At 44.7% G+C, this 12075-nt stretch carries 9 protein-coding genes, 1 tRNA gene, 1 rRNA gene and 1 other RNA gene; all 12 read left to right on the top strand.

Annotated elements, in window-relative coordinates; all coding sequences use genetic code 11:
• Window positions 1-139 precede the first annotated feature (139 nt).
• A complete protein-coding gene (secG, locus tag I8U23_RS07390; RefSeq protein WP_037996129.1) occupies window positions 140-373 on the top strand; it encodes a preprotein translocase subunit SecG in 234 nt (77 codons plus the stop codon).
• Between the two features lie 102 nt (window positions 374-475).
• Window positions 476-590: ribosomal RNA gene (gene rrf / locus I8U23_RS07385) — 5S ribosomal RNA — on the top strand.
• A gap of 158 nt (window positions 591-748) precedes the next feature.
• Window positions 749-1270, top strand: coding sequence for a DUF4309 domain-containing protein (locus I8U23_RS07380; RefSeq protein ID WP_037996132.1), 522 nt, complete (start codon window positions 749-751; stop codon window positions 1268-1270).
• Window positions 1271-1403: 133 nt separating this feature from the next.
• Window positions 1404-2174: an alpha/beta hydrolase gene (locus tag I8U23_RS07375; protein WP_037996134.1), complete on the top strand. Its 771-nt coding sequence runs from the start codon at window positions 1404-1406 to the stop codon at window positions 2172-2174.
• Window positions 2175-2218: 44 nt separating this feature from the next.
• A complete protein-coding gene (gene rnr, locus I8U23_RS07370) occupies window positions 2219-4549 on the top strand; it encodes a ribonuclease R (protein ID WP_037996137.1) in 2331 nt (776 codons plus the stop codon).
• A 143-nt stretch (window positions 4550-4692) separates the two neighbouring features.
• Entirely contained in the window at window positions 4693-5160 is a 468-nt protein-coding gene (gene smpB / locus I8U23_RS07365; RefSeq protein WP_049720653.1) for an SsrA-binding protein SmpB, read from the top strand.
• An 80-nt stretch (window positions 5161-5240) separates the two neighbouring features.
• Window positions 5241-5604, top strand: a transfer-messenger RNA (tmRNA) gene (ssrA, locus tag I8U23_RS07360).
• 15 nt (window positions 5605-5619) lie between these two features.
• Window positions 5620-5695 (top strand) — tRNA-Thr (locus I8U23_RS07355).
• A gap of 343 nt (window positions 5696-6038) precedes the next feature.
• Window positions 6039-8990, top strand: a complete 2952-nt coding sequence (locus tag I8U23_RS07350) for an AAA domain-containing protein (protein WP_165489725.1) — start codon at window positions 6039-6041, stop codon at window positions 8988-8990.
• Window positions 8991-9005: 15 nt separating this feature from the next.
• Window positions 9006-9413 (top strand): hypothetical protein, encoded by a 408-nt coding sequence (locus tag I8U23_RS07345; RefSeq protein ID WP_049720647.1) that lies wholly within the window; start codon window positions 9006-9008, stop codon window positions 9411-9413.
• A 484-nt stretch (window positions 9414-9897) separates the two neighbouring features.
• Window positions 9898-10320, top strand: coding sequence for a hypothetical protein (locus I8U23_RS07340; RefSeq protein WP_198050883.1), 423 nt, complete (start codon window positions 9898-9900; stop codon window positions 10318-10320).
• 470 nt (window positions 10321-10790) lie between these two features.
• The gene (locus I8U23_RS07335; protein WP_121874296.1) at window positions 10791-11792 is read left to right on the top strand and encodes a DUF4309 domain-containing protein; all 1002 of its coding nucleotides are present in this window, start codon (window positions 10791-10793) and stop codon (window positions 11790-11792) included.
• Window positions 11793-12075 lie beyond the last annotated feature (283 nt).

Below are 12075 nucleotides of genomic sequence, written 5' to 3'. Positions count from 1 at the left end.
ATAAAGGGCACGGGGAAAATTCCCTGTGCCCTTTTTTGTTTGAATGTCCGACGGTCTTTTGTCTGTTGACGCCGGATTATTGAAATGCCGATTCGAATATGATAAAGTCATCTAGAGAGACGGCAAGGAGGTTGTGAACGTGGCGCTTGTTTCAAAATGGGTCCTTGCAATCATTTGCATCGGGTTGATTGTCGTTGTCCTGCTGCAACCTGGAAAAAGTGCAGGGTTGTCCGGTGCGATTGCAGGTGGAGCTGAACACCTGATGGGAAAAGCAAAAGCACGCGGTTTGGATGCGCTGTTGCACCGGTTAACCGTGGTGTTGGGAGCCTTGTTTATTATTGTTGCTTTGGTTGTTGCTTTCTTTTTGAAGTAATCTAAAGCTGGAATTCCTTAAGAGATATCTTTAAGGAATTCTATTTTATTTTTTTAAAAAAAGACTTGCCAAGAGGATAAGGACATGCTATTATAATAAATGTCTGGTGACCATAGCGGAGGGGATCCACCCGTTCCCATCCCGAACACGGAAGTTAAGCCCTCCAGCGCCGATGGTACTTGGGGATGACCCCTGGGAGAGTAGGTCGTTGCCAGGCAAAAAAACCACGACGTTTGTACGTCGTGGTTTTTTTGTTGTTTTTACAAGGGTTGAAAAATGAAGCATTTATATGAATTTTCTATATGATATTCCGGTTTTTCTTCGTATAATGGGATCAGAAGGGGGCCATTCGCTGCCGGAAAGGAGAGGATTCCCGTGAAAAGAAGCTTTCGTCTTTTGTCTTTTGCATTGATAGCGGGGCTTCTTGCCGTTTTTGCGCTTCCCTTGTCATCTGCGGCGGCTTCCGCGAATAATGACGCAGGGGCGTACCTGGAACATATCATGTGGCTGGCGCAAGAAAAGAAAACCTTAAACAGCGGCCCTTTTCAGGTGGGCAGTTTGCTGGATGAGGTGAAGAAGTGGTGGGGCGAGCCGGATGACGACTCCGGTGTGGCGGCCAACTATTGGAACCGGAACATCCGCTTTATTTATGATCCCGATCAAAAGGGAAACCCCGTCACATGGGTGGAAGATTTTGATCCCGCCCTGCAAAAGATCACATTGGAAGAATTGCTTGACACATTGGGGGAAGCGGATCGGTTTGTGGAAGCGGAGGGAGATTATTATGTCACCTATTTGCTCAACGATGGCCATGAAATCACGTTTGTTTTGAATGTCCCCATGGAAGGGCAAACTTCGACAGTTCATCTGTATTATGTGACGGAACATACCCCATAATCCTTTGGTAAGTCCATCTTCGGATGGATTTTTTGTTTGGGAAGTTCCGGTCGGATTTCTTTCCATTTTTTCATCGGGTGTGCTATGGTTAGAATATTAAAAAATAAAATCCGAACCAAGGGGATGCACAATCATGAAAGTGGTACAACGTTCACCTGAACCTTTTTTTTATTCCGGGGGAAAAACGGGCATCCTATTGATACATGGCTTTACCGGGACGCCGTCTGAAATGCGGCCCATGGGGGACTTTTTCAAGGAGAAAGGTTACACCGTTTATGCGCCTCTGTTGGCCGGACATGGCAAAACACCCGAAGATTTGGAGCAAACCGGGTGGCGGGACTGGTGGCAAAGCGCGTTGGATGCTTATGATGAAATCCGCTCGAAAGCCGACTTGGATCACTTGTTTGTGGCCGGTTTATCGATGGGTGGCGTCCTGTCACTGCTTCTTGCCGCCGAAAAGCCGATGGATGGGGTCATTCCCATGTGCGCTCCAGTGTGGGTCCGGGACCGGCGGGCATTTTTGGCCGGGTTTGCCTATCGTTTTTACCGGTTTAAACCCAAAGGAAATCACCCCGATCCGGAAGTGGATGCCTATCTTGTCCCGTTTGACCGGACTCCCGTCAAAAGTGTCGGGGAACTGATGAAATTGCTTCGCCGGTTAAAACGAAATTTGCCCAAAGTGGAAGTTCCGGCACTGATTATTCAATCGCGGCAAGATGAAACCATCCGGTCCCGAAGTGCCAAATATATTTATGAGACCATTTCATCCAGGCACAAACATCTGTCTTGGTATGAAAAATCTTCCCATATCATTACGTTGGACAAAGAGAGAAAAAAATTATTTCATGAAGTGGATCACTTTATCAAGCACGTGTCTTTAACATCCATGAACGATAAGAAGTGAGGTGAAGCATCTGTCGCGGGGAATCTCCCCACAGCAGATGAGGTATGATCACAGAACAAGAGATTCGGCGTTTTATGTTGGAACAAGCTTATAAGCCGCTGATGCTGGAAGAACTGATCGAAGTCTTCGGCATTGGGGAAGAAGAGAGGGAAGCGTTTGTCAAACTGCTTCAGCAAATGGAAGAAGATGGAAAAATTGTGCAAACCCGGGCTAAACGGTACGGTGTCCCGGAGCGGTTCAACCTGGTGCGCGGCACTTTGCAGGGAACATCCAAAGGATTTGGCTTTGTCATTCCCGATGCGGCCCATCTAGATGATATTTATGTCCATCTGAACGATATGAACGGCGCGTTGGATGGCGATTTGGTGCTGGTGCGCATTCATAAAAGAAAATCGGAGCACCGGCGGCCGGAAGGGGAAATTGTCCGTGTGTTGAAACGGGGACGGGACCGCATTGTCGGAACGTTCCGCCGCTTGTCTTCCCATTTCGGCTTTGTGATTCCGGATGATAAACGGATTCCGGCCGATATTTTTATCGCTCACGAGTTGCAGATGAACGCCAGGGATGGGCAGAAGGTGGTCGTCAAACTGCACCAGATTGCCGGGCGCCACAGCGCGGAAGGGGAAATCATCGAGATCCTCGGGCATAAGGATGATCCGGGAGTCGACATTCTGTCGATCATCCGAAAACACGGATTGCCGGAAAAATTCCCCGAAGAGGTGCTGGCCGAAGCAGAGCAAATTCCCGGGGAAATCAGCGAAGAAGAAATCCAGGGAAGGCGCGACTTGCGCGAACGTACCATGGTCACCATTGACGGGGAAGATGCCAAGGATTTGGATGATGCCGTTTCGGTGGAACGTCTGGAAAACGGCAATGTCCGTCTGGGCGTTCATATTGCCGACGTGAGTTACTATGTCAAAGAAGGTTCCGCTTTGGACCGGGAAGCTTATGAACGGGGATGCAGTGTTTACCTGGTGGACCGGGTGATTCCCATGCTTCCCAAACGTTTGTCCAATGGCATCTGCAGTTTGAATCCCAAAGTGGACCGCCTGACCATGACGTGTGACATGGAGATTGACCCGGAAGGCAATGTGGTCGATTATGACATCTTCCCCAGCGTGATCCGTACCAATGAGCGCATGACTTACACCGATGTCAAAAAAATCGTCGTGGATGAAGACCCGGAACTGATCGAGCGGTACCGGCCTTTGGTGGAAGACTTCCGCCTGATGGCCGATCTTGCGAAAACCCTTCGCAGAAAACGTCTGCAACGGGGAGCCATCGATTTTAACTTTGCCGAAGCGAAAGTGGTCATCAATGAGAAAGGGGAGCCGGTGGACATTGTCAAACGTCCCCGGACCATCGCCGAACAACTGATCGAAGAATTCATGCTGAAGGCCAATGAAACCGTGGCCGAGCATTTTTACCGTTTGGAGGTTCCGTTCGTGTACCGGATTCACGAAAATCCGGATGCCGAGAAACTGAAAGCTTTCTATGAATTCATCACCAGCTTTGGCTACTCGGTCAAAGGGCGGCCGGATCAGGTCAAGCCGCACGCGCTCCAATCCTTGCTGGAGAAGATCCGGGGAAAACGGGAAGAGCATGTCATCAGCACCGTCATGTTGCGCTCGATGAAGCAGGCCAAGTATGCCGCAGATTGCATCGGCCACTTTGGTCTGGCGGCTCCTTTTTACAGTCATTTCACCTCGCCGATCCGCCGGTATCCGGACCTCATTATTCACCGGATCATCCGCGAAGTGTTGACAAAGGGCAGCTTGTCGGTGGAGCGGATTGATGAATTAAACGAAATCCTCCCGGATGCAGCTCAACAATCTTCCATCCGCGAACGCATTGCCGTGGATGCGGAGAGAGAAAGCCAGGATTTGAAAATCGCCGAGTTTATGATGGATAAGATCGGGGATGAGTACGAAGGAATCATCAGCAGCGTGACCTCGTTCGGGATCTTTGTGGAACTGCCCAACACCGTGGAAGGGCTGGTGCACGTCAGTTACCTGACGGATGATTACTACCATTATGATGAAAGTTCTTATTCCCTGATCGGCGAACGGACCGGCCGGATCATGCGCATCGGGGACAAAGTGCGGATCAAAGTGAGCGGGGTCAACATCGACGAGCGTAAAATCGACTTTGAACTGTTGGAACATTTCCCCGGAGAGGACGTGGTCTTGAAAAAGAAAGGGAAGAAAATCAAAGCCAAAAAAGCATCCGGGGAAAAAGAGAAAAAGCGCGGAAAAAAAGGCAAGTATTATGAAGTGGACCGTGAAGCTTTCCAATCAAAAACAAAAGAACAAAAGCAGCACAAGAAAAAGAAGAAGAAAAAGAAAAAATACCGCAATAAAGCAAAGAAAAAATAAAAAAATGCCCTCCGCCCAAAAGCGAAGGAGTTTTCCTTCGCTTTTGGAACGGACCGGAAATAATGATTGACTTGACAAAACATTTCTTGTTAGAATAAAATCTGCCATTCATTTCTACGGAGAACCGGGGCGAGGTGAAAACGATGAAAAACAAAGGCGTCAAGGTGATTGCCAAAAACAAAAAAGCATTTCATGATTATGAAATCAAAGAACAATATGAAGCTGGCATCGTTCTCACCGGAACAGAAATCAAGTCGGTCCGCAAAGGCAGTGTCAATTTGCGGGATGCCTATGCACGGATAGAAAACGGCGAAGCCTTTGTGATTGGCATGCACATCAGCCCGTTTGAGCAGGGAAACCGGTTTAATGTGGATCCCACCCGGACCCGGAAATTACTGATGCACAAAAAAGAGATTGACAAATTGCACGGCTTGATCAAGACGAAGGGGCTAACGTTGGTTCCGCTTGACATTCATCTGCGAAACGGTTTCGCCAAATTGCAGTTGGGACTCGCTCGCGGGAAAAAGCTGTACGATAAACGGGCAACCGCCGCCAAACGGGATGCAGAGCGCATGATCGAACGCAAACTCAAAGAACAAAATTATCGTTAAAAATGCTTGCATGATTTTCTATATGGTGTTATAATCTTGAACTGTAGCGAAAAGATTGCTCGATATTTCCTCAGAATCTCGGGGGCGTTCTTGGGATTCGACGGGGACAGATCGAGCGTCAGTAGCGAGCCGAGGGGTTGCGAACTCGTTAAAAACGCAAATGCCAAATGTAACTGGCAAACAAGAAAACTACGCTCTGGCTGCTTAATTAAACCAGCCAGGATCCGCCTCTCCATTGCCTGTGTGGAGTTGCCGGGTCTCATAACCAAGCAGGCTAGCTGACCGATCGGCCACTGGTCGGAAAGCGAAACTTGAGTGGCTAGTCTTTCATAACGCCTGTCACTGGGCAGTATGGAAGGCGAAGCTTCAATACAGTGACTGCGCTCGGAGAAGCTGGCGTGGCGATGTCTTCGGACAGCGGTTCGACTCCGCTCGCCTCCACCAAAAATGAAATACCATGCTGGAGTAGCTCAGCTGGCAGAGCACTTCACTCGTAATGAAGGGGTCGCAGGTTCGAATCCTGTCTCCAGCACCAAATCAAAACCTCTGCGGAATGCAGGGGTTTTTTGATTTTTAAATTCCAGCGATAAAATATGAATCCGTTTGATGAAATCGTGAGAATTTCTCCCGCTGCTTCCTGTTTCGAAAACAGATGATGAAATAAATTTATTGATAATGATATAATGTAAATGATTGTTGACGATGAAATAACAGTGGGAAAGAAGGTGTCCTTTATTATTCATAAAGAGCTTTTAAAATATTGGAATCTCAATCTGGAAGAAAACCGGTATATGGACATCAATGAAAGAAATATCAATCCCTTGCACAGCATTAGCAGAGAGGAATATTATTCGGGTAAAATTTCAGATTTTACGCAATTGGCTAAGCATTGCACTGATGAAAACAGTGAATTGTTTATATGCCCGAAGTTATACCGGAAAAAAGAATACCAAGAGAACGGGGAGTCGACATATGTCTATTCCGTTTGGTTGGTGATACCGGCCAAAGTGACATCAACAGGTGAATTGGTGGCCACACGTCAACCTTTTATCCCGAGAAAATATTTACGTCCTTCCAAAGGGGATTTAACATTTTCTTCTCTGGAACGAGTGGAAAGGTATTGGAAAGACCATCCTTTCCCGACAAATCCAAGCTGGAAGCGGACGTTGGAAATATGCGAGGATTTTTCCCGTCGTGTGTTGGATAATGTGATTTCGCTCATTACTTTAGGGACTTATCAGGAACTGAAAGAAGTCATTATATTTGATGCAAATGAATGTTTGGGATCGGCCACGGACCGTCATGTGAAAAATTTTTATGAAAATCATATTGTCAATAAGTACAGCAAAAAGAAATACACGGAGCTTTGTAAAAAAAGTCCGCTCGTTTCTAAATTGTTTCTCCCCAAAGAAGAATTGCAACAAGGAACATTGTCAAATCATGAAACCATGGCTTTAAAACATTTAGGGCAGATCAAAAACAAAGATCCGCTCACTGAATCCCAACGCAAGGCACTTCATCACTTTTTGGCGTTGCAGGATGGAGAGTTATTATCCATTGAGGGGCCGCCGGGAACAGGGAAAACGACCCTGTTGCAAAGTGTGTTTGCTTCGATGTGGGTTTGTTCCGCATTGGATCAAAGTGATGTTCCTCCGGTTCTGTTGGCTTCGGGCGGCACAAATCTTGCCATCACCAACATTTTAAAAACATTTGACGAGAACATTGAGCTGAAGAGAGACCAATTTCCAAGTGGAGACCATTTTCATAACATTGAACTATTGGCAAAACGATGGATTCCCGATGTAAAAAGTTTGGGGACATATTGCATCGCTCCGTCCAAACAGGGGGACCACCAAGATTACCAGTTAATTTTTTATGACAAAGAAAGTCTGAAAACAAACTGGATCCACTTCGAGGAGCTGGACGAACAAGATATAAAAAGATACGAAAAAGCTTTTTTGAATGCAACCTCCAGATACTTCGGATTCAGCATTCCTGATATTAAATCAGCGAGACAACTGTTGCATGCAAGGTTGCAAACAGCAGTCGGTGAAATAAACGAAGTGATGGGGGTTTTGACAGAGGATTATTTGACGGCAAAGCAAATCCACGAGTTACTGAAAGAATACAAGGCTGAAAGTTTGGACCAGGTTTTATCCCATTGGAGCAATCAGCTGAATGATTTGGAAAAAGAAAAACAGGCCATTGAAGCGAAAATGTATGCATGGGATAAACACAAAGGCATTCGAAAGCCATTGGAAAAATTTTTGTTGCGGCTACCGGTGGTAAACAAATTCTTCGAAAAATGGTTTGTTTATGCCAATCAACGGTTTGTGGACAGAGTTCTAAGCAGTGCTTCCATTCCTTCCTATGAAGATACAACCATTGAAACTTATTTGGAAGAATTGGAAAAAGAATGTAATCAAAAGATCTGTCAACTGACAGCCAAAAAGGCCAAAGCAGAAGAATTAAAACAGAGAAATGAGCAAGCACAAAATGAATTAACTCATTTGCAAGAGAAATATAAAAAATATAAAGAAGAGATTCCCATGGATCTGTTTCGTGCACAGGAAGCGTTTGATAAAATGCACAGGGTGCTGGCCTTTCATCTTTCCACTCATTATTGGGAAGCAAGATGGATTGAACGGGCAAAAGAAAGAATCATACAAAAGCAAGGAAAATTTAGTGATCGAAAAGATTTTTACCGGGAAGTGGCGATGTTGACTCCGTGTTTTGTATCGACCATGTATATGGCACCGGTATATTTCAATGAGAAGTACAATTATTTTTATGGGTTTGCTGATCTTTTGATAATTGATGAGGCAAGCCAGGTGTTGCCGCAATATATGTTTCCGGTTCTTTCGTTTGCCAAAAAAGGACTGGTGGTCGGCGATTCCAAACAATTACCACCGATTTCCAATTTGTCCCGCGAGCGATGCGAAGTGAATATCAAAGAGGCCGGTTTACATAAGACTTCGTTGGATATTGAAGCCATGGGGCTCCATCAACCGGATGGAAGTATGCTGAAACTTGCCAACTACTTGACACGTTATTTGGATGAAGACTTGAAACCGTTTATGTTAAAAGAGCATTTCCGTTGTCATCCTTCCATTGCAAAATATTTTAATCAGTTGTTCTATGGGAAAAACTTAATTGTTCGTTCGGGACAGAAAAGTCCATATTCCATTCCGAATCTCGGATTTGTCGATATTGAAGGACAGGAAGAACCCTCCGGCTCCAGTCGCATTAATCATATTGAAGCCGCAACCATTGCCTTGTGGATTCAAGATTTCTTTGACTTGTACAACATAAAGGAAGATAAACAAAAGGACACATTGGCCGTGTTGACCCCGTTTGCCCAACAGGCGAGAGTCATTCGGAAATACTTAAAAGAATTGGGGATTGACCAAATTGTTGTGGGAACCGTCCACTCGCTGCAAGGGGCCGAGTTTGACGTGGTTGTTTTTTCCCCGACATATACTTCCATTACGGATCAACACTTTTTTGACCGGGAACCCTATATTTTAAATGTTGCCGCTTCAAGAGCAAAAAAAGCGTTTTTGACTTTTGGGGATTTGAGGTATATCGGTGTGAATCGGAATGAGCCTTCCGGAAAACTGAGAAAAATGAGTGTGTTGGCAACTGAAACAGCTTTTGCACCGGCACTTCCGGAAGAAGTAGAAGTGAATGATTTGCTTGAAAGGATGAAAAAAGATTTTTACCGGGAGTTGCCTGAGAAAACCCATCAGATTTATAAAATGAACATTGTGAATAGTATCATTGACCGCTCGCAATTTGGAATGAATGAAAATGCCACTTTATATACTTGAAAGGAGAAACGGATAATGGGAAACGGAAATTTTTCCTTAAATTTTAATAACATTATGATGAATGGCACTCAAATCGGAGACAACCGCAATGCCACAATGGATAATAGAAATGCCAACATAAATGTCAGCAATCATCTTGATCCCAAGGAAGAAAAAGTAGAGGAATTGAAACAAAAGCTAAATGAATTGATCCAGCGGATTGAAACGACAACCGAGCTTGATGAGGAAACAAAAGATGAATATCTGCTGAGTGTCAATGGAGCCAAAAGCCAGATTGAAAACGGGAAATGTACAAAAGGAGTATTGAAAGGGTTAAATAAGTCGTTAACGGAGTTTAGTGGCATCGTGGCCGGGATTTCTGCATTAGCCCCGACTGTCAGCGCTGTGGTTGATGTGATAGAAGCCCTTTTAAAAAGTTCTTAAAAAGTCTGTGATTCAGTCTCTTTTTTTAATCCGGGGAACTTACGGGAACGCCAGGTCAGGGATTGATGATATTATCAAGAAATTGAGATTATGACGATCAGGATGTGGAATCATGAAAAAAGGATTTGAAGATTACTTTTCAAAAAGGCAGAGGACGGAAGTGCTTGGTGAACGTCTTGGATGTCCTGTAAATGATCTGGGGACTGCATTCATAAAGATTTATTGATGCGTGGAAATAAGGTGGTTTTTATGGAGATCCAAATTGGATGTGAATATGTCCCGGCTGAAATAACCGATTTGCTGAAAGGGATAGTCGGTGCCAAAGTAATGAAGTTAACAAGATTTAGTTGGTGGAAAGGGAGTGAGGCTAAGGAGCAATTGCAGATTGAAGCAGATGCACGGATGATACGGTTGTCCGGGAACTGAGAGAGGCATTGGGGATGGATGAAGAGCTGGCGGGTTGGTACAGGGAAGCGCCCCGCGGATGGGTGAGCTGGATTTTGGCGGAAATCCAATTCAATTGTACGAGCCGGAGGAACTGATTGATTTGCAGATGAATTTCAGCCACGATTTGCAAAATATGAAAAGGGATCCGGAGTGGAAAGATGATTGGATTGTGATTGCAGACAAAGGTCTCGATCCTTTGATCTACGACATGAAATCCAAAGGAATGTATTATGCGCGACACGGTCAAGGAGATATCACATTAAAAAGACTATCCCCCGATCTGGAAGGGTGGATCAAGGCGCTTGTTGTGCTGTGTGAGATTTGTTACTTAACCTATCATGGGCCGTTTATGGACGAAAACGGGGAATTTGTTCCGAGGATTTTGCAAGGAACTAAAGAAAAATTGGATGCATTCCTGCCCGGTGAGTGCATTCAAAATTGGCGGTGCCTTCTGGAGTAATTAAAAAGCAGGTCAAATCAAATAAAGATATTGCCTCTGTCCGTCAAGATGGATATCGGCGGAAGGGAGCAAGTCGGGCTCTTTGATCAGATCAAAAGAAGAGTTGATAGATATCGTAAGCAAGTTGCTCCACTTCCACTGAAAAAGAGGCGGAGGGGTTGTCCCTTATGGAGAGAACTGTCCCTAATTTCCAGAGTTCATGAGGTTGATTTATTGAAATGATCTGGAACTTTCTCTGGAAGAGATCGTGGAAAAAGCTTTGATCATTGAACCGGTTGTGACACCCGCTCCGGATAATGAAAAAGCATAAGCATAAGCACCAAAAATGCCTCCTCGATGGCAGGGGGTATTTTTTTATGCAGGAAGCAGATGACACAAGATTGTTAACATCATTGGATGGAGACATGTTAAAATGAATTTGTTTTAATAAATCTGTTATTTAAAAAATTTGAGGAGTGCATGGGAAAGGGATGAATAAGAGAGAAAGAGAGAATATGGGGAATGAAATTGATCCTGTGACTGTTGAGGAATTAGATGAAGCCAGACGAAGACGAAAGAAAAAGATTTTACGTCTGGTGTCTTCTTTTCTCAGCGTGATTTTGATTCCGGTGATCCTCACGGTTGTCCTCGCCGCTTATGAAGATGAGACGAATGAATGGGTGCGCAATTTGTTTGAAGGCGAAAAGAATGAAACCTACATGGAAAGCCTGAAGCGATTGGCTTCCGAAGGGAACATGCCTGAGTACGAATGCGGTGCGTTGGGTTCCGGCATTACCAATGTGATCAATCGTTGCGGGGAACCGATTGCGCGTAAAGATACATACGATGTCAGCTCGACCATGACAAGTTTGTACTATCAGTATGGGGATCACAAGTTGGTTCATTTGAACTTTGAGAATGATCGGTTAAAGGCGATCAAGGTGATGGATGAATCGAAGGAATCATTGTCTGTGGATGAAATGAAACGGGTCTTTGGGACTCCGGTTGAAACGGCGGAGAATCAAACAAATTTGAAATCGGATACGGTTTACTATCAATATCTTTTATCCGTATATGACTTGATGTTAAATTTTAGCAAGGACACAGGAAAATTGAAAGATATCAATCTGGAGATCAGAGAAAAGTTCGGCTATACCGGTTCTCCGCGAACACAATTTGAAACGGAAGTTCATCCGGTTGATCAAGCAAAGAGAATTTCCTCTGCCGGTGGCGTGAAGGCGGCCAAACAATTGCATGAATGGATCAGCCAAGGGGATTTGGGAAATTATGATTGCGGGCCGCTGGGAACCGCTTATCATGATGTTTTGTCCGGAAAATGCGGAACTTATCAGAATAATGTATCTCATAAAGAGGCGAATCAACAAAATAATGAAACGTTGTTGAAATATCAATTTAAAGACCGGGAAATAAAACTTAAATTTTTTAATGACGTTTTAACATCCATATCTATTCGGGAATTTGAAAATCTGTAACAAAAGATGACATTATTCAGGTTTTTGGCAAGCCGGCTCCGAAGAAAAGTCCGGCTGTCAACTTCGGGACTGAGATTGATAGTTTAACTTATCAAATCAACGGGAACAAAGTTCAAATGTTTTTCGATGAAGAAGGCAAAATCGACTATTTGTGGTTTTTTAAAGAGGGCTTGTATGATGAAGAATTCGGCTTTTTGTTGCCGCAAAAAAAATGATCAAACAAAAATCCCTGCACCGGACCGGATGCAGGGATTTTGTCGCGGCGGTGAAGCGGGGCCGTTTA

Origin of the sequence: Thermoactinomyces sp. CICC 10735, assembly GCF_016055175.1 — a bacterium.
GTDB classification, from domain to species: Bacteria; Bacillota; Bacilli; order Thermoactinomycetales; family Thermoactinomycetaceae; genus Thermoactinomyces; species Thermoactinomyces vulgaris.
Note: the sequence above shows the minus strand (reverse complement) of the source record. Positions and strands in the feature narration are given on the sequence as shown.

Excerpts from the sequence above, each read along its gene's own strand:
- I8U23_RS07345 (WP_049720647.1), top strand. The coding sequence starts at position 9,006 with ATGGGAAACGGAAATTTTTCCTTAAATTTTAATAACATTATGATGAAT.
- rnr (WP_037996137.1), top strand. The coding sequence starts at position 2,219 with ATGATCACAGAACAAGAGATTCGGCGTTTTATGTTGGAACAAGCTTAT.
- I8U23_RS07340 (WP_198050883.1), top strand. The coding sequence starts at position 9,898 with ATGGGTGAGCTGGATTTTGGCGGAAATCCAATTCAATTGTACGAGCCG.
- I8U23_RS07335 (WP_121874296.1), top strand. The coding sequence starts at position 10,791 with ATGAATAAGAGAGAAAGAGAGAATATGGGGAATGAAATTGATCCTGTG.
- smpB (WP_049720653.1), top strand. The coding sequence starts at position 4,693 with ATGAAAAACAAAGGCGTCAAGGTGATTGCCAAAAACAAAAAAGCATTT.
- I8U23_RS07375 (WP_037996134.1), top strand. The coding sequence starts at position 1,404 with ATGAAAGTGGTACAACGTTCACCTGAACCTTTTTTTTATTCCGGGGGA.